At 67.7% G+C, this 22,823-nt stretch carries 19 protein-coding genes; 3 read left to right on the top strand and 16 right to left on the bottom strand.

Annotation, left to right across the window (positions count from 1 at the left end; all coding sequences use genetic code 11):
- Positions 1–24: 24 nt before the first annotated feature.
- Positions 25–1,536 (bottom strand): carboxylesterase/lipase family protein, encoded by a 1,512-nt coding sequence (locus tag EYZ64_RS18430; RefSeq protein ID WP_135455473.1) that lies wholly within the window; start codon positions 1,534–1,536, stop codon positions 25–27.
- 76 nt (positions 1,537–1,612) lie between these two features.
- On the opposite strand from EYZ64_RS18430, the gene EYZ64_RS18435 reads away from it, so the two are divergent.
- A complete protein-coding gene (locus EYZ64_RS18435; protein ID WP_167857875.1) occupies positions 1,613–2,329 on the top strand; it encodes a hypothetical protein in 717 nt (238 codons plus the stop codon).
- A 7-nt stretch (positions 2,330–2,336) separates the two neighbouring features.
- On the opposite strand, the gene EYZ64_RS18440 is transcribed toward EYZ64_RS18435, so the two are convergent.
- From EYZ64_RS18440 to EYZ64_RS18465, 6 genes are read right to left on the bottom strand one after another with little or no spacing between them, the layout of a single operon-like run.
- Positions 2,337–3,761 (bottom strand): APC family permease, encoded by a 1,425-nt coding sequence (locus tag EYZ64_RS18440; RefSeq protein ID WP_135455475.1) that lies wholly within the window; start codon positions 3,759–3,761, stop codon positions 2,337–2,339.
- Positions 3,762–3,777: 16 nt separating this feature from the next.
- Positions 3,778–5,166 carry a glutamine synthetase family protein gene (locus tag EYZ64_RS18445; protein ID WP_135455477.1) on the bottom strand — a complete coding sequence of 463 codons (1,389 nt, stop codon included), beginning with the start codon at positions 5,164–5,166 and terminating at the stop codon, positions 3,778–3,780.
- Positions 5,154–6,818 (bottom strand): flavin-containing monooxygenase, encoded by a 1,665-nt coding sequence (locus tag EYZ64_RS18450; RefSeq protein ID WP_135455479.1) that lies wholly within the window; start codon positions 6,816–6,818, stop codon positions 5,154–5,156. Before EYZ64_RS18450 ends, EYZ64_RS18445 begins: the two co-directional genes overlap by 13 nt.
- Before the next feature lie 13 nt (positions 6,819–6,831).
- Positions 6,832–8,022, bottom strand: a complete 1,191-nt coding sequence (locus EYZ64_RS18455; protein ID WP_135455481.1) for an iron-containing alcohol dehydrogenase family protein — start codon at positions 8,020–8,022, stop codon at positions 6,832–6,834.
- A gap of 43 nt (positions 8,023–8,065) precedes the next feature.
- A complete protein-coding gene (locus tag EYZ64_RS18460; RefSeq protein WP_210115532.1) occupies positions 8,066–9,421 on the bottom strand; it encodes an aldehyde dehydrogenase family protein in 1,356 nt (451 codons plus the stop codon).
- Positions 9,418–10,152, bottom strand: a complete 735-nt coding sequence (locus EYZ64_RS18465; protein ID WP_286175056.1) for a gamma-glutamyl-gamma-aminobutyrate hydrolase family protein — start codon at positions 10,150–10,152, stop codon at positions 9,418–9,420. Before EYZ64_RS18465 ends, EYZ64_RS18460 begins: the two co-directional genes overlap by 4 nt.
- A gap of 66 nt (positions 10,153–10,218) precedes the next feature.
- Here EYZ64_RS18465 and EYZ64_RS18470 point away from each other — a divergent pair, with 66 nt between their 5' ends.
- Positions 10,219–10,944 carry a FadR/GntR family transcriptional regulator gene (locus EYZ64_RS18470; protein ID WP_135455488.1) on the top strand — a complete coding sequence of 242 codons (726 nt, stop codon included), beginning with the start codon at positions 10,219–10,221 and terminating at the stop codon, positions 10,942–10,944.
- Here the strand turns inward: EYZ64_RS18470 and EYZ64_RS18475 are convergent.
- Positions 10,941–11,279: a hypothetical protein gene (locus EYZ64_RS18475; protein WP_135455490.1), complete on the bottom strand. Its 339-nt coding sequence runs from the start codon at positions 11,277–11,279 to the stop codon at positions 10,941–10,943. The two genes, EYZ64_RS18470 and EYZ64_RS18475, sit on opposite strands and share 4 nt — an antisense overlap.
- Positions 11,280–11,403: 124 nt before the next feature.
- On the opposite strand from EYZ64_RS18475, the gene rbpA reads away from it, so the two are divergent.
- Positions 11,404–11,742 carry an RNA polymerase-binding protein RbpA gene (gene rbpA / locus EYZ64_RS18480; protein WP_135455492.1) on the top strand — a complete coding sequence of 113 codons (339 nt, stop codon included), beginning with the start codon at positions 11,404–11,406 and terminating at the stop codon, positions 11,740–11,742.
- 60 nt (positions 11,743–11,802) lie between these two features.
- On the opposite strand, the gene EYZ64_RS32785 is transcribed toward rbpA, so the two are convergent.
- The 8 genes from EYZ64_RS32785 to EYZ64_RS18520 form a co-directional block, all read right to left on the bottom strand.
- Positions 11,803–12,609 (bottom strand): polyprenol monophosphomannose synthase, encoded by an 807-nt coding sequence (locus EYZ64_RS32785; RefSeq protein ID WP_075919998.1) that lies wholly within the window; start codon positions 12,607–12,609, stop codon positions 11,803–11,805.
- A 9-nt stretch (positions 12,610–12,618) separates the two neighbouring features.
- Positions 12,619–14,496: an apolipoprotein N-acyltransferase gene (gene lnt / locus EYZ64_RS18490; protein ID WP_135455494.1), complete on the bottom strand. Its 1,878-nt coding sequence runs from the start codon at positions 14,494–14,496 to the stop codon at positions 12,619–12,621.
- Complete coding sequence (locus EYZ64_RS18495) at positions 14,486–16,081, bottom strand: amidohydrolase (RefSeq protein ID WP_135455496.1); 1,596 nt, start codon at positions 16,079–16,081, stop codon at positions 14,486–14,488. The genes lnt and EYZ64_RS18495 overlap by 11 nt, the downstream gene beginning before the upstream one ends.
- Before the next feature lie 17 nt (positions 16,082–16,098).
- Positions 16,099–16,611 (bottom strand): FxsA family protein, encoded by a 513-nt coding sequence (locus EYZ64_RS18500; RefSeq protein ID WP_135455498.1) that lies wholly within the window; start codon positions 16,609–16,611, stop codon positions 16,099–16,101.
- A 48-nt stretch (positions 16,612–16,659) separates the two neighbouring features.
- On the bottom strand, positions 16,660–17,043 hold the full coding sequence (locus EYZ64_RS18505) for a PPOX class F420-dependent oxidoreductase (RefSeq protein ID WP_135455501.1): 384 nt from the start codon (positions 17,041–17,043) through the stop codon (positions 16,660–16,662).
- Positions 17,044–17,102: 59 nt separating this feature from the next.
- Positions 17,103–20,801, bottom strand: a complete 3,699-nt coding sequence (gene cobN / locus EYZ64_RS18510) for a cobaltochelatase subunit CobN (protein ID WP_135455503.1) — start codon at positions 20,799–20,801, stop codon at positions 17,103–17,105.
- A gap of 304 nt (positions 20,802–21,105) precedes the next feature.
- Complete coding sequence (locus tag EYZ64_RS18515; protein ID WP_135460108.1) at positions 21,106–21,531, bottom strand: hypothetical protein; 426 nt, start codon at positions 21,529–21,531, stop codon at positions 21,106–21,108.
- Positions 21,532–21,578: 47 nt separating this feature from the next.
- The gene (locus EYZ64_RS18520) at positions 21,579–22,823 is read right to left on the bottom strand and encodes a DUF58 domain-containing protein (protein ID WP_135455505.1); all 1,245 of its coding nucleotides are present in this window, start codon (positions 22,821–22,823) and stop codon (positions 21,579–21,581) included.

A 22,823-nucleotide genomic window follows, 5' to 3' on the forward strand; every position in this document is an offset into this window, starting at 1 on the left:
TGAATCAGCCGAACTCCGACCGACTCAGTGCTCGGCGAGCGTGAACCCTTCCCAGGCCTGACGCCGCACCGCCCGCGGGTCGTACTCCACGCGTGGCCGGCGGTCGAACACGAAAACCGCCCGCTCGGAACTGTCATAGGCCGGCCAGCCCGGGCCCGGCTCACCGGTCCGGCTGAACTCACGCCATCGCCGCTGCACGTCCCGGCTGACCCGCCGGGCCGACGCGCGGTCGCCCACGGCCGTCAGCAACGCGCCGTAACTCGTGTGGTACGTGTCGAATACCGCGAGCAGTTCCATCGCGTGCGTCGCCCCCAGCCCCGCCCAGTGCAGGGTGCGCGGCGCGTAGTCGTAGCGGTACACATAGGTGGGCGCGTGCCGGCTGTGTGCCTCGGCGATCTGCCAGGTGGCCGATGCGAACGCGAAATCACCACCGAGCCGCACACAGGCCGCGCTGCTCGGATAGTCCGGATAGGCCGCGACGATCCGGCGGCGCTCCTCGGGGTCGGCACCGGCGAACAGCTTCTCGATCATCGGCTCGTTGGTCGGCAGCAACTGGAGGAACCGGGTGAACAGCCGCCCCTCGTCGGCGTTGTTGCCGACGATCAACGGGACCCGGTGTGCACTGCCCTCGGCCATTGCGGTGACCGGATCGACCGGCAGGTATTCGGTACCGAAGGTCGGGCCGACCGGAAACGCGCCGGGCATATCGGTCTGGCCGCGCATGATCTGTTCTTCCAGGGCCCGGCCCAGCTCGGCCGGGCGGGCGGACATCAGCGCTGCGGCCGCTGATCCCCCACCGGGACTGACCAATTGGGAGAGCTGGTCCGCGATACGAGCGGCAGCACCCGCGGAGCTGACCATCCCGCTGGCCGGGCTCTCCGAGATCACCCGGGCGAACAACCCCTCGGCATCGGGCACGGCGAGCAGGGTCGCGACCGCGTGCGCACCGGCACTCTCACCGAAGATCGTCACGTTGTCGGGGTCCCCGCCGAACACGGCGATGTTGTCGCGTACCCATTGCAGCGCCAACACCAGATCCCGCAGGAACAGGTTGTCGTCGATCGGATGCTCCGGCGTCGCCAGCGACGACAGCTCGACACACCCGAGCATGCCCAGCCGGTAGTTGACCGAGACGAACACACAACCGCGACGGGCCAGCGCGGCACCGTCGTAGATGGGAGTTGCCGAGCTACCCAGGATGTAGCCGCCGCCGTGTACGAAGAACATCACCGGCAGCGGACCATCTGAGTCAGGCTTCTCCGGCGCGACCACATTGAGCGTCAGACAGTCCTCGCTCATCGGCTGGTGCTTGCCCAGGCCGACGAGCGTGTAGCGATTTTGCTGGGGCGCGCAGTAACCGAACCCGTGGCAGTAGCGCACACCGGGCCACGGCTCGGCCGGTTCGGGTGCCCGCAGACGCAGCCGGCCGACCGGAGGCTTGGCGTAAGGGATCGAACGCCAACGATGTACGCCGTCGCGCGTGAATCCCTCGATGATGCCGGTACTGATCTTTGCCCGGACAGTCCGCTCGTGCATGAACCGACCGTATCGAACTACACCGGTGCGGGCGGACAGGCGGTGGGCCTGACACGCGCCCGCTAGCCTTGCGGGTATGCGCACCGTTGTGACTGTTGGGGCTGCTGTGCTTTCGGCGGCCCTCGTGGCGGCCTGCTCGTCGGGAGGGGGACACGAGTCGCAGTCGAGCTCGCAGCCCCGGATGTCGATGCCGGCCGGCGCCCCACACACCAAGACCACCACGCCCACCACGACGACGACCTCGCCACTGCCCACCACGGCACCGGCCCCAGGCACCCCGATGAGCCGGGTGATCAAGTGGGTCGAGGCAGGTACCGCGGCCGATCAGTCCGGTTTCCACACCGCCACCCGCGACGGCCATTCCACGAGTCTCGGCGACGGCATCGCGTTCGTCGCGCCTTCGGGCACCGCTCGCTGCGCCACCAACAAGTACGCCGAAGGTCAATTGGCGTGCCTGATCAAGGCCGACGACCTGCCGTCGAAGCCGTCCGACGTGGAGGGCCAGTGGATCTCCGGCTGGGTGGATTTCACCGGGGAAACTGTGGATATCGGCTCACTGCACGGGGATCCGGGCCCGTTCAACGACGGCGACGGCGCCGAACTGACCGAGGGCAAGTCGCTGGCGTTCGGTGACTACCGGTGCCGGGCCGACGCCACCTCACTGGTGTGCGTCAACTACGCCCACCAGTCCGGGGTGCTGCTGAACTCCTCCGGCGTCGAACCGCTGGGCTGTCTGAAGCCGGTCCCGCCGCCTGTGGGCGTCGGACGCCAGCTCAGCTGCCCGCCCGATTGATCCGCGGTTACGGGTGGTCCCCCTCGGCCAGCGACGACCCGATCCGATCCATCACCTCAGGCCTGCGGCGCAGCGTGTGCACGAGTAACCCGACACCGAGTGCGATCCAGGCCAGGTACACGAACGGCAATGCGCCGTAGATCCCGCTCTGCAGCGGCCACACCGTCTTGTACAGCGGGTACAGGAACACCAGGGAGCCGGCAAGCCCCAGCACCCCATGCCGGAACCAGCGAAACTCGCCGATCCGGATCATGTAGCGAACCATGCCGAAATTGGTGACGATGTAGGACACCAGGAATGCGATCGAGATCAGGAAGCCGAAGTAGCCCCACACGTTGAACGGGCCGACGAGGAACGCGAGCGGCACGCCGAGGGCCATCGAGATCACGCCCATCACCGCGATCGCCACGGCCGGTGTCTGCCGTGACGACACCTCGCCGAGTCGCCGCGGCAGCACCCGCTCGCGGCCCAGGGTGTAGAGCACCCGGGCACCCGCGATGAACGCCGTCTGGCTGAACGCCAGGATGCTGCTGAGGGTGGCCAACACCACCACGGTCAGCCCCAGCTTGCCCCAATAAGTCTCGGCGATCGTCTGCAGCGGCGCCGGATCCTCGCCGAACTCGGTCATCCGGTCGATTCCGTAGCCGTACACCATTGCGTACGCGATCACCACGTAGAAGACAGGCACCACGATGGCAGCGGCCCACAATCCGCGCGGGATATGGCGTTTCGGGTCACGCACCTCCAAACCCAACGTCGCGCCCTCCTCGATGCCGACGTGGGACAACACCGCGTAGGTCATCGCGAGACCGACCGCACCCCAGCCCATTGCGCCGGCCGAAGACGCCTCGAACGGTGCAGTGCCGAAGCCACTGCCCGACTGCGGTCCGGTGACGAAGATCCACAACGCCAACGCCAGCAGGACCACCATCTCGAAGCCCAGCAGCCCGAGGGCGGCGTGCAGCGACTGGCTGATCCCCAGATAGGCCAGCACACAGACGTAGGCCAGCGCCGCGAAGGTGAAGGCCCACCACGGCACCTGCACGCCGAACTGCGTATCCAGCCACTGCTGGACCCAGCCCCCGAACACCGCGAAACCCGCCGCCGAGAACACCATGTACGCGCCGATGAACATCCAGCCGTAGACGAATCCGACGCTGGGGCCCCACGCCTTGGAGTTCCAGGTGTACAGGCCACCGGAGGTGGGCAGCCGCTTGGAGAACTCCGCGAACGTATTGACCAGCAACAGGATGCCCGGCCACACCAACAGAAACGCCAAAACCAGTGCAGATCCGGCGAATTGACCCATGAACTGCAAGTTCAACGCGATCACCGAGGCGGGTCCGCATCCGGCGACCGACAGGATCGCCACCTGCTTCCAGTCGATGGCGTCCCGGCGCAGCGTCGGCTCGGGGGTGATCTGTTCAGTCATGCTGACCTGGTTCCTCTCACATGGTTTCGAGGTAGCGGGCGACCTCCCAGTCGGTCACCGCTTTGGATTGGGCTTGCAGCTCGGCACGTTTCAGTGCCACAAAATGGTCGACGAAGTCGTCGCCGAACCACTCCCGGGCGACGCCGCTGTTCTCCAGCAGGTCGACCGCTTCACCGAGGTTGGCGGGCAGCGCGACCGCCTGATCGTCGGGCATCCCGTACACATCGCCGCATACGAGTTCGCTGGGCTCGATGGCATGTTTGATCCCGTGCAGGCCACCGGCGAGGGTGGCCGCGGTCACGACATAGGGATTCGCGTCACCGCCGGGCTGCCGGTGCTCAAGCCGGGTTCCGTGTTCCCCGGCCCGGATCGCGCGCAGCCCCACCGACCGGTTGTCGACTCCCCAGGTGGCGGTGGTCCCGGCCCAGGAGTACGGCACGTAGCGGCGGTACGAGTTCGGCGTGGGGGCCATCAACGCGCTGAATTCGCGCATCGTGCTCAGAATGCCCCCGGCGAAGTACCTCATGGTTTGCGAAAGCTGCTCCGGCGCAGCCGGATCGAAGAACACTCCGCGCCCGTCCAGATCCTGCAGGCTGATGTGCACATGGCAGCTGTTGCCCGCCCACTCGCTGTTCGGCTTGGCCATGAAGCTGGCCAGCAACTCGCGCTGCGCCGCCAGCTCCTTGACCCCGGATTTGAACAGGAAGGCATCGTCAGCGGCCTTCAGGCTGGGTCCGTAGTGCAGCGTGATCTCGAACTGGCCGGGCCCGGTTTCGGGGTTGCACGCCTCGATCGGCAGGCCGTAATCCAGCATCTGGTTGCGGATCAGCGCCCCGACATCCTCCTGCAGAGACCCCAACACCACTCCGTAGGTGCTCGTCGTCTCCTGTAACGGGGTCAGTTCCTCGGGACGCTTGCGGTGCGGTGTGCCCGGTTTTTCGCGCAGCAGGTAGAACTCCAGCTCAAGTGCGCTGAGCGGGGTGTAGCCCATCGCTTCGGCTTTACCGAGTACCTGACGCAGCACTCCTCGCGGCGAGATCGGCACCATCGTGGTGTTGTCGGGTAGGTACCAGTCGCACAACAAAAGTGCGGTATCAGCGTGCCACGGCACGATGTGCAGGGTGGACGGATCCGGTTTGGCATGGATGTCCGGATACCCCTGCCGCTCGGTGGGAAAGTAACCGGTGTGTCCCGCCGGCCGCTGCACCAGATCCGACTCATCGACGTGCAGCACCCAGAACACATCGCAGATCGGCAGGCCGTGGTCGAGGAATTCGGGTAACTGCGCCACGGGGATCCGCTTGCCGCGCATGACACCATGGGTGTCACACCCGCCGAGGATCACCGTGGTGATCTGCCGGTCCCGCAGTTCGGCCAGCAACTGCGTTGAGGTCATCCCTGACATACCTGCTCCGTTCCGCTGTGTCCCAGCACGAATCCGGCGTACCCGCGCGCCACCACCGCGTCGCATTCCTGCCGGTATGGCCCACACCCGGCGACATAAGGCATGAAAATCCTTGGCTTGCCGGGGATGTTGGCGCCCAGGTACCACGACTGCGCCTTCGGATACAGGGTGTCGGCGGCGATCTCGGCGACATGTGACATCCACGCCTCCTCCGCCGCCACGGTCGCCTCGATCCGGTCCAGCTGGTGGCTGCGCAGATGGTCGAGGCAATCGGCGATCCAGTCGACGTGCTGCTCGATGGAAATGAGCATGTTGCTCAGCACCGATGGGCTTCCCGGACCGGTGACCATGAACAGATTGGGGTATCCGGCGGACTGCAGGCCCAGCAGCGTGCGCGGACCGTGCGCCCATTTCTCACTCAGCGGAACGCCGTCGACACCGCGGATGTCGACATCGGTCAGTGCGCCGGTGATCGCGTCGAAACCGATCGCGAACACGATGGCATCCACGCGGATGTGCCGGTCGCGCAGCTGGATACCGGTGTCGGTGACGTTCTCGATCGGGTCTGCGCGCACATCGACCAGCTCGACGTTGTCACGGTTGTACGTTTCGAAATACCCGATGTCGGTGCAGGTCCGTTTGGTGCCGATGTGATGCCGCGGACTCAGCAGCTCGGCGGTTTCCGGGTCACGGACGGTCTCGCGGATCTTGCCCCGGGCGAACTCCTGAGCCGCGAGATTGGCCTGCTCGTCGGTGAAGAAGTCGGTGAACGCCGCAGACAGCGAGTTGATCCCGCCGCGGCGCCAGCCCTCTTCATATCGCTCCGCGCGTTCGGCCTCGGTGACATCGAAAGTGGCCTGTGTGGGTGGCGGATGGGGCGTCCCGGCGTCGGATTCCCGGCACACCTGCCGCCGCTCGGCAAACTCGACGACCGCCGCCTCGAGCTCACCTTCGCCCAGTGACCGGTTCTGCGCCGGCATGCTGTAGTTCGGGGTCCGCTGTAGCACGTAGAGCTGACCGGCCTGGCGCGCGATGTTCGGAATAGCTTGGATACCAGATGATCCGGTGCCGACCACCGCCACCGTCCGACCGGTGAAATCCACCGGACGGTGTGGCCATTGCCCGGTGTGATACCAGTCGCCGGTGAAGTCGGACAGGCCCGGAAAGTCCGGCGCCTTGGCCACCGACAGGCAGCCGGTGGCCATCACACAGAAGGTGGCACGAACGGTCCGGGTCCCGCCGGCGGACGTTTCACACGACAGCACCCACTCGTTGGTGTCCTCCTCCCATACCGCCGATCTCACGGTGGTGTCGAACTCGATATCGGCACGCAGGTCGAAGCGTTCCGCGACATGTCCGATGTAGGACAGGATCTCCGGCTGCGCGGCGTAGCGCTCGCTCCACCGCCAGTCCCGGGTCAGCGACTCGTCGAAGGAATACGAGTAGTCGATGCTCTCGATGTCGCAGCGGGCACCCGGATAGCGGTTCCAGTACCAGGTGCCGCCGACGTCGTCGGCCCGTTCCAGGATGCGGGCCCGCATGCCGAGTTGGCGGGCGCGGTAGAGCATGTACAGACCGGCGAACCCGGCCCCGACGATCAGGACGTCGAAGCGCTCATCGGGATCGGGTCCCGAAGCCGCAGTGCGATGCATTTCGCTCCTCTCCCTATGCGGTGGTCAACTCGCGCGCCGACAGACCCAGCGCCGCGGCGAACAGGTCGTGAACCTCTGATCGCTGCCACGGTTCGGGCGCCATGGTGATGAAGTAGTCAGCCAGGGCCAGATCGGTGAGCCGGTCCAGATCGGATGCGGACAGCCCGATGTCGGCGAGCACCGGGAAGTCCAGATCGGCCAGCAATGAACGCACCGCCTCCACCACCCGGCTGCCGTCTCCGCTGCCGTCGTCGGGCAGTCCCCATGCGTCGGCCACCCGTTCCATTGCCTGCGGCACGAAACGCCGTTCCCGGTCCAGTGTCTCGGCCAGCACCAGTCCGATGGTGAGACCGTGGGGCACGCCGGTGAGCCCGCCGATCGCCTGCCCCAATGAGTGTTCGGCCGCGCAGTCGGAGATGTTCATTGCCAACCCGGCCAGCATCGACCCGCAGGCCATGTTGGACCGGGCTACCGTGTCGGTGCCGTCACGGTAGGCGGGCAGTAGCGATGTGCCCATCAGCCGGACCGCCTCGAGGGCGATCGCGTCCCCGATCGGCGTGTGCACCTTGGCCACAACCGCGGCGATGGCCTGCGCCAGTGCGTCGATCCCGGTGTTGGCCGTCATCGACGGCGGCATGCTCCAGGTCAGCACGGGGTCGACAACGGCATATTGGGCGCGCAGGTTGGGGTGGGCGATGCCGGCCTTGCGGCCCGCCTCCGGGTCGGAGACCACCGCACCACCGGAGACCTCCGAGCCGGTGCCCGCGGTGGTCGGAACCGCGAACAACGGCACTGCCGGTTCGGCGAACTCCCGTGTGGAATCCAGGAATTCAGCGAAGGTCATCCCGTTCTGGTAGCACAGCCGCGCCGCTTTTGCGGTATCGATCACCGACCCGCCGCCGAGGGCCACCACGGCCTCGGCCCCCGCGCGTGTCATCGCGGCGGTGGCCGCGTCGATCATGTCGATGGTCGGTTCACCGGCGGGCTTGTCGATCCGGGTGATGTCGAGTCCCGAGCCCTCCAAAGTGGCAAGCAGGTCCGCCACCGCGGGGTTGTGGGCATCGATGTCCTCGTCGGTCAGCACGAGTACCCGGCCGGCGCCGGATGCCCGCAGTAGATCGGGTAGTTCGTGGGACTTACCCTCTCCGAACGAGATCCGGACGGGGAGGTGGTTGTTGAAGGGGGCGATGGGCTGATTGGTCACGGCGCTCCAGGGTGGTTTGTCGGTGGCAACGGTCGGTGTGCGATTAGGTCTTGACGAAGATGTTCTTCAGTTCCGTGTAGGCCAGTGGCGCGTCGGGACCCAGTTCGCGGCCCAATCCGGAATCCTTGAACCCGCCGAACGGCGTGTTCACCCGCACCGAGCTGTACGAATTGACCGCCAGCGCACCGGCTTCCATGGCCCTGGCCACCCTCAACGCACGCGCCCCGTCCAGCGACCAGACCGATCCGGCCAGTCCGTAGCGGGTGTCGTTGGCTCGCCGGACCGCCTCGTCCTCGGAATCGAACGGCAGCACACAGACCACCGGCCCGAAGATCTCGTCACGGGCCGCCGGGTGCTCGTCGCCGACCGGGTGCAGCACCGTGGGCGGGTACCAGAAGCCCGGCCCGTCCGGGGCGCTTCCCTCGAACAGCACCGGCGCCTGACTGACATACGATGCGACCCGCTCACGTTGGCGCTGCGAGATCAACGGGCCCATCTGGGTGTTCTCGTCGAGTGGATCACCGACCCGCAACGCGGTCGTGGTGTCCTTGAGGTGGGTCAGGAACTCCTCCATGGCCGGGCGTTCGACGAACACTCGCGATCGCGCGCAGCAGTCCTGACCGGAGTTGCCGAAGACACCTCCGGCCAATCCGGCTGCGGCAGCCTGCAAATCGGCGTCGGCGAACACCAGGGCGGCCGATTTGCCGCCGAGTTCCAGCGTCACCCGCTTGAGCCGGTCCCCGGCCCGCCTGGCGATATCGCGGCCGACCGCAGTGGATCCGGTGAATCCGACCTTGCGGATGTCAGGGTGGTCGACCAGCATCCGGCCGACCGGGTCGCCCGGCCCGACCACCACGTTGAGCAACCCCTCGGGCAGCCCGGCCGCCACGGCGATGCGCTGCAATTCCAGGGCGGTGAGCGGGGTGAGTTCAGAGGGCTTGAGTACGACCGCGTTCCCGGCCGCGAGCGCCGGAGCGACCTTCCACGCCGCGATGGACAACGGGTAGTTCCAGGGAGTGATCAAACCGACCACACCGAACGGCTCGTGGAAGGTCATGTCCAGCCCGCCCGAGACCGGGATCGTGTGGCCCAACAGACGTTCCGGGGTCGCCGAGTAATAGCGGAAGGTGCCGGCCACCCCGGCCATCGCACCGCGCGCGTCGGCGATCGGCATCCCGACATTGCGGGCCTCCAACCGAGCCAGGTCCTCGGCCTCCGCGCGTACCGCGTCGGCGATCGCGAGCAACACCTCGGCCCGGTGGGCGGGATCGGCGCGACTCCAATCGCGCTGGGCACGTGCGGCTCTGCGCACTGCCTCGTCGACTTCAGCGGCGGTGGCCCACGGTACCTCTGCGAGCACCCCACCGGTTGCCGGTTCCAGAACCTGACCCTTCATCACAACCTCTCCATACGTGACGAGTTCGCGTGGGCTGCCGCCCCGACGAACGAATCGAAAATTTGCTTCATGGGCTGATATTCGGGATGCCACTGCACGCCGAGCGCGAAGTGCCGATCCGGCCATTCGATCGACTCGATCACCCCGTCGGGTATCGACCGGGCGGTGATGCGCCCTCCGCCACCCACCTCGGCCACACCCTGATGGTGATGCGAATTCACTTCCGACACACCGGCCAGCCCGGCGTGACCGAGCAGGGAGTCGACGTCCACCTCGATCGCGTGATGGGTCGCCTGGTCCAATCGGCCCGGCGCCGGGCGGTGCTCGGCGAACCCGACGTCCAGCAGGTGCTGATGAAGCGTGCCCCCGGTGGCCACATTGAGGATCTGCAGGCCCCGACAGATCCCCAGAACAGGGATGTCACGCTCCAAAGCCGCTGCGGCGATCCGCAATTCGAATTCATCGCGGATCGAGTTGGTCTCTTCCATCCGCTCGGTGGCTCCTGCGCCGTAGTACTCGGGCTCGATGTCGGTACCGCCGGCCAGCAGCACACCGTCCAGCACGTCGAGCACTCGTCCGGCATCGGTGTTGAGCGAGGGCACCAGCACCAGCGACTGCCCGCCGGAGCACTCCACCGCATCGAGGTAGGTCTGGGCCGCCAGCACCGCATCCTGGCGCCAGAATCCCCACGTCGCCGTGGTCGAGACGCCGCAGATCCCTATCAGTGGGCGCATTCGGTGCACCATGGTATGGATTTCATACCTTAGGACAATAGGGCCACGCGGAGTACTCTGCAAGGGATGTCAGACGACTTTTTACTTCGCCCGCTCGAAGCCCCGCCGGCCTATGCCGCGGTCGTCGACCGCATCCGCCGGGCAGTCACCCTCGGGGTGCTCCTGCCCGGCGACCGCCTGCCGTCTGAACGCTCACTGGCCGAGGGAATGCAGGTCTCGCGCGTCACGGTGCGGGAGGCCCTGCGAGTTCTGCAGGGCGAGGGCCTGCTGCTGACCAAACGCGGCAGCAGTGGCACAACCGTGTCGCCCGGAGTGATGGCGGCTGACCTCACCGACGACTACGACCGCAAGACCGCTGAAGTCTTCGAAGTCCGTCTGGCGGTGGAGACCATGGCCGCCCGGCTGGCCGCCGAACGCGGCACACCAGCCGATCTGCAATGGCTGGATTCCTGCCAGGAAGCCCTGGAATCGAGCACCGACATCCACGCGTTCCGCCGGGCAGACTCCAACTTTCACCTGGCCGTCGCCAGGATGAGCGGTAACACCATGCTGAGTCAGGTCATCGAGGACACCCGGGCGTCAGTGTTCTCCCGACTGGACCGCAGCAACTTCCCAGTGATCTACGAATCGTCGAACCGGGGCCACGCCGACGTCATCGCCGCCATCAAGAATCGCGATGCGGATGCCGCGGCGGCGGCGATGGCCGCGCACATCGAAGAGGCCAGGGGTGAGGTCATGGCGGTCTTCGCCGAACGCGGCCAGGAGCCACGCACCCCTGATACCGGCAGCTAGCGCCAGCCGTCGGCCGCCTTCGCGGCCTCTATCAACGCATCGCACAACTGCCGCAGTTCGTCTATTCCGGCGCCCTCGTCGACCGCGATCGCGACATCCTCGGCCGCACACCTGACCTGGTACACCCGGTCGGACAGCTGGGCCGCCTCGTCGGCGCTGAGTACCACCGAATCCGGGGCCAGCGAGGTGCCCTTGACCATGGCGCGTTGTTCGTAGGCCCGCTGCCGGCAGGACTGCCTGCAGTACTGGCGACGGCGGCCCATCTGCGCATCGGCGACCTCACGACCGCACCACCGACACGGCTGGGGACGGCTTTGTCTGCGGTGGTGCGCCATGGGTCACGACTGTAGACTGCCCGACGCCTCGACCCGCGTATCATCAATGGTCGAGTCGGGAACTTGGCAACGCCGTGCAGCGTTGATACATCCGGACCAAAACGCCAAATAAGGAGTGTTGACGATGGCTGATCGTGTCCTGAGAGGCAGTCGCCTCGGAGCCGTGAGCTACGAGACCGACCGCAACCATGACCTGGCGCCGCGTCAGGTCGCGCGCTACCGCACCGATAACGGCGAGGTGTTCGACGTCCCGTTCGCCGACGACGCCGAGATCCCTGGCACCTGGCCGTGCAAGAACGGGCTCGAGGGCACCCTGATCGACGGTGACGTGCCCGAGCCCAAGAAGGTCAAGCCGCCGCGCACCCACTGGGACATGCTGCTCGAGCGTCGCTCCGTCGAGGAACTCGAGGAGCTGCTCAAGGAGCGCCTCGACCTGATCAAGACCAAGCGTCGCGGCAGCTGAACCGTACAAAAAACCGCGATACGCCCTCCGTGGGCGTATCGCGGTTTTTTCGTCTGCCGGTTAGCGGACCACACCCCGGGCGCGGTCCAAGCGCCCGCGGATACCCCACTCCGCGACCTTGAACATCGCCTCGCGGATGTTGGAGCCACTCATCTTGGAGACCCCGAGTTCACGTTCGGTGAACGTGATGGGCACCTCGACGACCTTGAACCCGTTGTTGATCGCACGCCAGGTCAGGTCGATCTGGAAGCAGTAGCCCTTCGAATCGACCGCGGACAGGTCGATCTTCTCCAGCACCTCGCGACGGTAGGCGCGGTACCCTGCAGTGATGTCGTGGATGCCGACACCCAGCAGGAGCCGGGAGTAGGTGTTGGCGGTCTTCGACAGCACCAGCCGTCGAACCGGCCAGTTGCGCACCGTGCCGCCGGAGACATACCGCGAACCGATGGCCAGATCCGCCCCGGCGTCGACCGCATCGAGGAGCCGGTTCAGCTCCTCCGGTGCGTGACTGCCGTCGGCGTCCATCTCGACCAGGACCGAGTACCCGCGGCCCAGCCCCCACGCGAAGCCGGCCAGATAGGCCGCACCGAGGCCCGCTTTGCTGGTCCGATGCATCACGTGCACCCGATCCGGGTCGGCCAGGGCCAGCTCATCGGCCAACTGGCCGGTGCCGTCGGGACTGCCGTCGTCGACCACCAGGATGTGCACCTCGGGGCTGGCGTGGTGCACACGTCCGACGATCAGCGGCAGGTTCTCCCGCTCGTTGTAGGTGGGAATGATCACCAGAGTGCGCTGACTCGGGCGTTCACCGTCCTGGCGAGGGCTGGATTCCCCCTGCCGCTGCGCTCCGTCACCAGGGACTGTCATGTGGCTCCTTCATCGTCGCGGGCCTTCGCCGGTGCGACGCCTCAACATTCTTTGCACGAACCCTCCATTGTGCAGTATCGCGGCAACCAGTGCCCCAATACCAAGCGTGACCAGCGCCACCTGCAGGGCCGGCCCCCACTCGGTGGCCGGCGTCACATCTGACTTCAGCCTGATCTGGCTGTCCAGGTAGGCGGGCTGGAAGAACTCGGTGCGGGCCATCTCGCGCCCGTCCGGGGCGATCACCGCGCTGATGCCCGTGGTCCCGGCGACCACGAGGTAACGGTCATGCTCGACGGCCCGCAGTTTGCCGAACGCCAACTGCTGGGCGCTCATGTTCTCGTCGAACGTCGCGTTGTTGGTGGGCACCGTCAGCACCTGGGCGCCATTGAGCACCGATTCCCGCGCAGCCCGGTCGAAGATGACCTCCCAGCAGGTGGTCACCCCGATCGGAACACCGGCCGCGTGCACGACGCCGTTGCCCTCACCAGGCACGAAGTAGCCGGCCCGGTCCGCATACGACGACAGGTGTTTGAAGAAACTGCGCCACGGCAGGTACTCGCCGAACGGCTGCACGATCTTCTTGTCGTGGCGCTCACCGGGACCGTGGTCAGGATCCCAGACGATCACGGTGTTGTTGGCCACCGGATTGTCCGGGGTGTAGCCGTCGGCCTTGACAACGGTGCCCACCAGGATCGGCGCGCCGATGGCATCGGCCGCCGCGGTGATCTGTGCGGCCGCGTCGGCGTTGGTCAGTGGATCGATGTCAGAGGCGTTCTCGGGCCAGACCACGAACATGGGCTGCGGAGCCCTTCCGGCGCGCACGTCGTCGGCCAGCCGCTGCGTCTGCTTCACGTGGTTGTCGAGCACCGCACGGCGCTGGGCGTTGAACTCCAGGCCGAGCCGGGGCACGTTGCCCTGCACGGCGGCTACGGTGACGGTCTGCTCATCCCCCGCGCCGGTGCCGGAGGAACGGACCTGGGGCCACAGCACGGCGGTGGCCAGCAGCACCACCGTGATGCTCAGACCCGGCAGCATGACCGCGGGCGCCTGGAAACCCGGCTTGTGTCCGTGATGCCACCACTGCACGATCTCCAGGACCAACAGCGTGGCGCTGAAGCCGACCAGCGCCACCGCGAACGACAACAGCGGCGCGCCACCCCATCGCGCGAGGGCCAGGAGCGGTCCGTTGGTCTGACCGAATCCGAGGACACCCCAAGGGAATCCGCCGAAGGGCACGGTCGATTTGAGCCACTCCTGGGTGCTCCACAGCGCGGCGAACCACAGCGGCCACCCGGGCAATCGCCTGACCACAACCGCCGCCAGGCCGAAGATCCCGCAGAACAGTGCTTCCATGGCGGCCAGGGCCAGCCACGGCACCGCCCCGACCAGTCCGCTGATCCATGGCAGCAACGGGACATAGAACGCCAGGCCGAACAGGAATCCGTATCCGAAGCCGCCGGCGCGGGTGGTGGAGCGAAGGGTCAGCACCCAGCCGATCAACGCCAGCCCGATGAACGCCGCCCACCACCAGCCGGTCGGCGGATAGCTCAGGCACAACGCGAGCCCGCCGCCGACCGATGCGCTCAACTGCGCCCACCGCACAGCCGCGGCCCGGCCGAATCGCGACGCCCAGGCAGCCACCACAGACCAGCGGTCGGGGGTGCCCGCCGCGGTCAGGCGATACCCACGCTCCTCGGGTTCCTCGTCGGGATCGATGTCGGCCACCGGATCGCCGGTGACGTCCTCGTCCAGTTCGTCGTAGGAATCGTCGTCGAGCTCGTCCAGCTCGGCGAGTTCGTCGTCCTCGATGGCCGGGATCACGTCGGTGGTCTCGTTGGGCCCCGGCCGCGGGTGGCCGAAACGCTCTCTGGGACGGTCACTGCCCATGGATGACGACACCCCGGTGAACGGTCTGACGGCAACGCGGCAGCTCCGCATCAGCGGTCAACCGCGGCAATGCGGGCACCCGTGAGCGCGGATCCGTGGACCATCGCTGAACGGCGTTGGCCGGCGCGCTGACCTCCAGGTGGTCGGCCTCCCAGACCGCATAGCTGGCCGGGGCCCCAGGTGTGAGTGTCCCGCTGGCGCCGTCGCGCACCCCACCGGCGCGCCAGCCGCCGCGGGTGGCCGCAGCGAACGCGGCACGGGCCGAGATGGCACTGCCCGGGCTCCGGTGCAAGACCGCGGCGCGCACGGTCTGCCAGGGGTTCATGCTGGTGACCGGGGTATCGGAGCCGAAGGCGAGGGGCACGCCTTCGGATGCTAACAGCGCGAACGGGTTGAGCTGGTGAACTCGATCAAGCCCGAGACGTTGGGCGTACATACCCTCTGCGCCGCCCCACAGGGCGTCGAAGTTGGGCTGCATGCTGGCCATCACGCCCCAGGTCCCCAATTGGGCGGCTTGTTCGGGGGTGACCATCTCCAGATGCTCGAGACGGTGGCCGCAGCGGGCCACCGCCGGGCCGCCCAGTCGCTGTGCCGCGCTGGCGAATCCCTCGACGACAGCGGAGACGGCAGCGTCGCCGATCACATGGAACCCGGCCGCGATGCCGGCCTCGGTGCAGGCCTGCACATGCCTGGTGATGGCCTCGACGTCGAGATAGCAGTTGCCGCACGTATCGGGAGCGTCGTGGTAGGGCGCGTTCAGCCATGCGGTGTGCGAGCCGAGGGCACCGTCGACGAACAGGTCTCCGGCCAGGCCGCGGGCGCCGGTCTCGGCAATCAGGTGGCGGGCATGCTCGGCGTCACGGGCCGGCTCGCCCCAATAGCCGACGACCTCCACGCCGTGCTCCAGGGCGCGCAGCTCCTGCCAGTCGAGCAGACCGCCGATCTGCGGGCCGGCACATTCATGGACCGCGGCGATGCCCATCGCGGCGGCATGATCGAGCGCCGCGACGCGGGCGTCGTGCCGCTGCTGCGGGGTCAGCTGTTCACGCGCCGAAGCGCGCACCAGGTGATGTGCCTCGGCGGTCAGCGGGCGCTGCGGGTCGAACCCGGCGACCTCGGCCAGTGCGGGCACCAACCGGCGCAGTGCGGAGGTTGCGGCGGCCGAATGCACGTCCACCCGGGCCAGATAGGCGGGCCGATCCCCCAGGACCCCGTCGAGGTCCCCGGTGCTCGGGCCGGTGTGCTCCGGCCAGCCCGACTCGTCCCAGCCGTGTCCCCACACCGGCCCGTCCGGATGCCGGCGCGCGTACTCGTCCACCAGACGCAGGCAGTGTTGCAGTGAGGTGGCCGCACGGAGGTCCAGACCGTCCAGGTTGAGCCCGGTGGCGGTCAGGTGGACGTGACTGTCGACAAATGCGGGTGCGACGAAGCCGCCGGCCAGGTCGACGATCTCGGCTTCGGGAAACTGGGACCGGCCGACCTCGTCGGTACCGAGCCACGCCACTACGCCGTCGCGCACGGCGAATGCGGTCGCGTCGGGATAGCTGGGGCTGTGGATGCGCCCGTTGATCAGAAGTGTGGTCAAGCTGTTTCTGCTGGCTGTTAGGCCTTGGGAGGCAGGCGGTGTGGATCGACTTCGGTCACGTCGATGAACTCATTGACGTCGATTACTTCGCCGTCAATGTAGTCGCCCGCCCCGTGCCGATAACCGGCGGTACCGGTCGGTGCACCGAAACCGGCAGGCGCCGCGGCGATGAGCGGCATCCGCCGGACGACCAGCCCGGTGAGCACCGGTCGCGCGGCGGCTCGGGTGGGTGGCAGCAGCAACAGCGCGCCCACGATCGAGCTGGCCAGACCGGGAATCACCACCAGCACGGTGCCCAGCGCCACCAACACGCTGTCGGACACCGCGCCCTGGGGATCGGACAGCCCACCGGACAGGCCCGTGCGCAACCGGCGGATGTGCCGATTGAGCTGTGAACCTGCCAGCGCCAGTCCGATCACGAACGAGGCCAACAGCAACAGCACGGTGTAGCCGAACCCGATGGTCGCCACCAGGGCGACCATCACCGCCATCTCTACCAGGAGGTAGATCAGAAACAGCCGCTTTGCCATGTTCAGTACAACGTGGCTGATGCCCGTCAGGTTCCGCCGCGGTCCGTTTCAGTCCGCGGCCCGCAACTCCAGGCCGACATTGCGGTGCATGCCGCCCCTCAGCTTGCTGAACAGATTGAAGCCCTTACCCATCAGGCCGTAGCGCTTTCCGATGCCGTCGTAGATCTCGCCGTTGCGGGACTGCTCCAGCACCACGGCCTGCGCCTCGACCGGCTCGCTCTTGGGGTTGCCCCGCACATCGCAGATCGCCACAGTCACCCGCGGGGTGTTGCGGATCCGCTTGACCTTCCACGAATCGGCCTCGGTGATGACCAGCAGCCGGTCACCGGAGGGCACCGCCCAGATCGCGGTCGGCTTGGGCCTGCCGTCCTTGGTGAACGTGGTCAGCAGAACGTAGTTGGCCTTGGCGACATCGGCGAAGGTGGGAGCCATGGGTCAAATCTACTGCCCCGGGTCGCTGCGCTCCTGCCCACCGGAAATCAACTGTCTGCCTAGCCTTCCAACTCACCTTCGGTTTCCAGCAGCACCTGCCGCAGCCCGTCGAGGGTCGTCTGCTCGGGTTCGGCCCACATCCCCCGGCCGGCGGCCTCCAGCAGCCGTTCTGCCATGCCGTGCAACGCCCACGGGTTGGATTCCGACATGAACTTGCGGTTCTCGTCGTCGAGCACGTATTCAGCCGAGAGCCGTTCGTACATCCAGTCGGCCATCACATGTGCGGTGGCGTCGTATCCGAACAGGTAGTCGACGGTGGCCGCCATCTCGAAGGCGCCCTTGTAGCCGTGCCTGCGCATCGCGGTGATCCAGCGCGGGTTCACCACCCGGGCCCGGAAGACACGGTTCGTCTCCTCCGACAGCGTGCGGGTGCGGACCGCGTCGGGGCGGGTGTTGTCGCCGATGTAAGCGGCCGGGGCCTGTCCGGTCAACGCCCGCACGGTGGCGACCATGCCGCCGTGGTACTGGAAATAGTCGTCGGAGTCGGCGATGTCATGTTCACGGGTGTCGGTGTTCTTGGCCGCCACCGCGATTCGCCGGTACGCCCGGTTCATGTCGTCACTGGCAGGTGCGCCATCCAGACCCCGCCCGTAGGCGAATCCGCCCCAGGCGGTGTACACCTCGGCCAGGTCGGCGTCGTCACGCCAGTTGCGGCTGTCGATCAGCTGCAACAGGCCCGCACCGTAGGTTCCCGGCTTGGAGCCGAAAATCCTCGTGGTGGACCGTCTTTGGTCACCGTGCTCGGCCAGGTCGGCCTGGGAGTGGGCGCGTACGTAATTGTCCTCGGCCGATTCGTCGAGGCCGGCCACCAGTGCCACCGCGTCATCGAGCATGGTGACCACGTGCGGGAAGGCATCGCGGAAGAACCCGGAGATCCGCACGGTGACGTCGATGCGCGGCCGGCCGAGCTCGGCGAGGCCGATCGGCTCCAGGTTCACCACCCGCCGCGAGGCGTCATCCCAGACCGGGCGGACACCCAGCAGGGCGAGCACTTCGGCGATGTCGTCACCGGCGGTACGCATGGCCGACGTGCCCCACACCGACAGGCCGACCGACTGCGGCCAGCGTCCGTGGTCGGTCCGGTAGCGGTCCAACAGCGAATCGGCCATCGCCACACCGGTTTCCCAGGCCAGCCGGGACGGAACCGCCTTGGGATCCACCGAGTAGAAGTTGCGCCCGGTGGGCAGCACGTTGACCAGGCCGCGCAGCGGCGATCCGGACGGCCCCGAGGCGATGAAGCCCCCGGCCAGGGCACGCAGCACCTGGTCGATCTCGCCGGCGGTGCCGGCCAGCCGGGGCACCACCTCGGAGGCGGCGAACCGCAGGATGCGGGCCACCTCGGGGTTGTCGGTGATCTTCTCGACGGCACCTGTGTCCCAACCGGATTCCTGCAGTGCGGCCACCAGCTCGCGGGCACCGGCCTCGGCGGCGTCGACCGCCGCGCGGTCGTCACTGCCGTCCTCGATCAGGCCCAGCGCCTGGCGCAGCCCGGGCACGGTCTGCTCGCCACCGAACAGCTGCCGGGCCCGCAGGATTGCCAGCACCAGGTCGAGTTCGCCTGCGCCGGTGGGCTTCTGACCCAACACATGCAGGCCGTCGCGGATCTGGACATCCTTGATTTCGCACAGCCAGCCGTCGACGTGCAGCAGCATGTCGTCGAACGACTCCTCGTCGGGGCGATCCTCCAGGCCGAGATCGTGGTCCATCTTGGCGGCGCGCATCAGCGTCCAGATCTGCTGCCGGATCGCCGGCAGCTTGCCGGGATCCAGCGCCGAGACGGTGGAGTGCTCGTCGAGCAGCTGCTCGAGTTTGGCGATGTCGCCGTAGGTTTCGGCGCGCGCCATCGGCGGGATGAGGTGATCGATGAGGGTGGCGTGCGCCCGGCGCTTGGCCTGGGTGCCCTCCCCCGGATCGTTGACCAGGAACGGATAGATCAGCGGGAGGTCGCCGAGGGCGGCGTCGGTGCCGCAGGCCGCGCTCATGCCGAGCGTCTTGCCGGGCAGCCATTCCAGGTTGCCGTGCTTGCCGAGGTGCACCACCGCGTGTGCGCCGAACGAGCCGGGGAACGACGAGTCCAGCCAGCGGTACGCGGCCAGGTAGTGGTGGCTGGGCGGCAGGTCGGGGTCGTGATAGATGGCCACGGGGTTCTCCCCGAACCCGCGCGGCGGCTGCACGATCAGCACCACGTTGCCGGCCTGGATGGCCGCGATGACGATCTCGCCGTCGGGATCGCGGCTGCGGTCGACGAAGAGCTCACCCGGTGGCGGGCCCCAGTGCTCGACGACGGCGTCGGCCAGCTCGGCGGGCAGTGTGGCGAACCAGGCCCGGTAGTCCTTGGCCGGAACCCGAAGCGGATTGGCGGCCAGCGCCTCGTCGGTCAGCCAGTCCGGGTCCTGCCCGCCGCGCTCGATCAGGGAGTGGATCAGTGCGTCGCCGTCGCCGGAGGCGACAATTGTGGCGAGGTCGCCGGATCCGCCGATCTTGGCGAGGTCGCCGGATCCGCCGATCTTGGCGAGGTCGCCGGGGGCGGCGGCCTCACCGATGTCGTACCCCGCATCGCGCATGGCGCGCAGCAGCGCGACCGCGCTGGCCGGGGTGTCCAGGCCGACGGCGTTGCCGATGCGGGCATGCTTGGTGGGATAAGCCGAGAACACCACGGCCACCCGCTTTTCCGCAGCGGGTATGGCGCGCAACCGGGCGTGGCGTACCGCCAGGCCGGCCACCCGCGCGCAGCGCTCGGGGTCGGCCACGTAGGAGATCAGCCCTTCGGAGTCGATCTCCTTGAAGGAGAACGGCACCGTGATGATCCGGCCGTCGAACTCGGGAACGGCTACCTGGGTGGCGACGTCCAACGGCGACATCCCGTCGTCATTGTCGGACCACTGGTCGCGCGAACTGGTCAGGCAGAGCCCCTGCAGGATCGGAATATCCAGTGCGGCAAGGTGAGCGACGTTCCAGGAATCGTCGTTCCCTCCCGCGCCGACCGCTGCCGGGGTGGCACCTCCGGCCGCGAGCACGGTGGTGACCAGCGCGTCCGCGGTGCCCAGCAGCTCGAGAAGTTCAGGTTCGGCCGTGCGCAGGGATGCGCAGAACACCGGCAACGCGCGGCCGCCGGCCTGCTCGACGGCGTCGCACAGCGCCTCGACATAGGCGGTGTTCCCGGCCAGTTGCTGGGCGCGGTAGTACAGCACGGCGACGGTCGGACCCTCGGCACCCGTGACGGTGGCCGCCCGCTCCAGGACACCCCAACTCGGGGTGGCCACCGGAGCGGCGAAGCCGAACCCGGTCATCAGCAGCGTGTCGGACAGGAAGGAATGCAGATTCCCCAGGTTTTCCAGACCACCCTGCGCCAGATAGATGTGGGTTTGCAGGGCAGCCCCCTGCGGGGCGGTCGAGTGACCCATCAGTTCGGCGTCAGGCGACTGCTCGCCGCTGACCACGACCGTCGGCAGGCCACTGGCCACCACGGTGTCGATGCCGTCCTGCCAGGCCCGGTAGCCGCCCAGGATCCGGATCACCGCGATGTCGGCACCGTCGAGCAGCTCCTCGAGTTCACCGGTGACCAGCCGCGACGGGTTCGCCCACCGGAACCCCGCTCCGCTGGCGCGCGCGGTGATCAGATCGGTGTCGGATGTCGACAGCAGAAGAATGGTGGGACGGGGCTGGGCGGGATCGGATGTCGGACTGGAGGTGACCACGCACCATTCGTACCGCACCGGCTACCTGAGCGGTGAGCGCGGTGCGGTACGGGTCAGAAGTGCGTCAGGGCCGGATCTCGCCGAACCGGTTGTGCCAGGTCTGGCGGTAGGGCCGTCCGGTGACGCCGACGAGCACCAGAATGAGCGCAGCGAATGCACCGAATGCAACCATGGGCTTCCCCTTCCTCGATCGTTATCAACCCGGTACCAGCGGTCCCGGGTATGCGTCCGACGGTACTTCGGATCACCGAGAAAGTCGTCAATGTGTAAGAGAGCGAACAGCTTTCCCGACCAGTGACGAATGTCACAATCGACCGGGGTGTCCGACTTCCCACCTGCTGCTTTCCATGAAGGGCCGGATGACCGACAGGTAGATCCCGGCGACGGCGAGAGGTGCCAGCAACGGCAGCCACCGCACCTGGGCAGGCACCGAAGCCGCCCCCAATCCGATGACGGTGAACCCGATCGCGGCCAGCACGGTGGCCCGCGTTGTCGTCACGACGCCGGGTGCGCCGACAGCATGCCGGATCACCAGATAGGCCGCTGCCGACAATCCCGACAGGGCCGCGTACAGCGGCGCCGGTTCCGACAAAGCCAGCGCGACCACGGTGGCGAGCACGGCGACGGTCGCTGCGGGGCGCACCGCCACTGCGCCCAACACCGCGACTGCCCCGACCGCGGCGGCCAGCAGTGCGGGTCCGTCGGCGGGAGCGGCCGATGACGCCACCATCAACAGCCCGAACGCGGTCGAGAAGATCCGGGGCGCGGGTTGGGCCGTCACGCTCGACTCCGGTGCCGATCGGGGATCAGCCGCATCGCGTCAGCCAGCCCGGTATCGGGGCGCCACCGCACCACGTCGATCCCGACGGTCCCGAGGTCGCGGTACATCGTGGAGCGTCCCAGCGCCCACATGCGCGCGATCAGCGGATCCAGCTCGCCGATGAACGGAGCGCCGTCGAGCACGTCGACGGCCACAACCGGATGTCCCCGTTTGCACAGCTCGATCAACGCCAAGGCGAACTCGGTGTTCAACAGTGTCGAGAACGCCACCACGACCGCGCCCGGCGGAACCGCCGCCCGGGGCGCCAAAGTGCCGGTGACACTCTCGGTTCCACCGCCGGCCGCCAGCACCGCATCGAGCACGCGGTAGAACTGCCGTCGTCCGATGTCGACACCGAGCCAACGCGGCTGTCGGCCACCGAGCGCGACGACACCCGCGCGGTCGGAGTTGCGTAGCGCACTCTGCACCACCTGGGCGGCGCCCCTCGCAATGCGTTCTCCAGCCTCGGTGGCCGGACCGGGCGCTTGATCGTGCGTGTCGATCAGCACCACCACGTCGGCGCCACGATCGGTCAACCGCTCCGTGACGTGCAGGCGACCGCGCCGGGCGCTCACCGGCCAGTTCACGGTGCGGAGGTGGTCGCCCGGCACATAGGGACGCACGTCGGCGTACTCCACCCCCGGCCCGGTGTGCCGGGTCAGGTGCGCGCCGAGCCGGTCGGGCAGTTCGGTGTACGGGATCGCCGTGTCTTGAGGGGCGGCGAGCGGGAAGACATAGAACTGCGCGGCATCGACGACGCCGTAGCCCGCGCGTAGTCCGCCGGGTGCCAGGACGTCGACTCGAGCCCGCGCCGGATACCGGCCCCAGCGCTGCGCCACACCCGACACGGTCGCGTGCAGGCGGGTGCGGCCCGCGTCGGCAACGTCGAGTTTCAGCCCCTCGACGGTGTCCACGGTGAGCAGGCAATCGGTTCCGGCACCGTCGACGGTCGCGGTGAGCGTGATCTGGGTGGTCTCCCCTTCGAAGCAGCGCACCGTGTGGGGTTCGCAGCTGACCCGCACGTTCGCCACGGGCCGCTGCCAGTGGACCGAGCACAGCACGCCGAGCAGCGGCGCCACGAACACGATGAGCTGCCACCGTGCACCGATCGCCGCGGCCGCCAGCGCCACCGCCACCACGGTGGCCAGCGCCCTCGTCAATGAGGATGGGCGCCAATGATATTGGACTTCGTAGCCACTCAT

The organism is Mycobacterium sp. DL99 (assembly GCF_004762045.1).
Taxonomy (GTDB): Bacteria; Actinomycetota; Actinomycetes; order Mycobacteriales; family Mycobacteriaceae; genus Mycobacterium.

Coding starts and splice junctions, on each gene's coding strand:
- EYZ64_RS18430 (WP_135455473.1), bottom strand. CDS start 1,536: ATGCACGAGCGGACTGTCCGGGCAAAGATCAGTACCGGCATCATCGAG.
- EYZ64_RS18435 (WP_167857875.1), top strand. CDS start 1,613: ATGCGCACCGTTGTGACTGTTGGGGCTGCTGTGCTTTCGGCGGCCCTC.
- EYZ64_RS18440 (WP_135455475.1), bottom strand. CDS start 3,761: ATGACTGAACAGATCACCCCCGAGCCGACGCTGCGCCGGGACGCCATC.
- EYZ64_RS18445 (WP_135455477.1), bottom strand. CDS start 5,166: ATGTCAGGGATGACCTCAACGCAGTTGCTGGCCGAACTGCGGGACCGG.
- EYZ64_RS18450 (WP_135455479.1), bottom strand. CDS start 6,818: ATGCATCGCACTGCGGCTTCGGGACCCGATCCCGATGAGCGCTTCGAC.
- EYZ64_RS18465 (WP_286175056.1), bottom strand. CDS start 10,152: ATGCGCCCACTGATAGGGATCTGCGGCGTCTCGACCACGGCGACGTGG.
- EYZ64_RS18470 (WP_135455488.1), top strand. CDS start 10,219: ATGTCAGACGACTTTTTACTTCGCCCGCTCGAAGCCCCGCCGGCCTAT.
- EYZ64_RS18475 (WP_135455490.1), bottom strand. CDS start 11,279: ATGGCGCACCACCGCAGACAAAGCCGTCCCCAGCCGTGTCGGTGGTGC.
- rbpA (WP_135455492.1), top strand. CDS start 11,404: ATGGCTGATCGTGTCCTGAGAGGCAGTCGCCTCGGAGCCGTGAGCTAC.
- EYZ64_RS32785 (WP_075919998.1), bottom strand. CDS start 12,609: ATGACAGTCCCTGGTGACGGAGCGCAGCGGCAGGGGGAATCCAGCCCT.
- lnt (WP_135455494.1), bottom strand. CDS start 14,496: ATGGGCAGTGACCGTCCCAGAGAGCGTTTCGGCCACCCGCGGCCGGGG.
- EYZ64_RS18500 (WP_135455498.1), bottom strand. CDS start 16,611: ATGGCAAAGCGGCTGTTTCTGATCTACCTCCTGGTAGAGATGGCGGTG.
- EYZ64_RS18505 (WP_135455501.1), bottom strand. CDS start 17,043: ATGGCTCCCACCTTCGCCGATGTCGCCAAGGCCAACTACGTTCTGCTG.
- EYZ64_RS18515 (WP_135460108.1), bottom strand. CDS start 21,531: ATGGTGGCGTCATCGGCCGCTCCCGCCGACGGACCCGCACTGCTGGCC.
- EYZ64_RS18520 (WP_135455505.1), bottom strand. CDS start 22,823: ATGAGTGGCTACGAAGTCCAATATCATTGGCGCCCATCCTCATTGACG.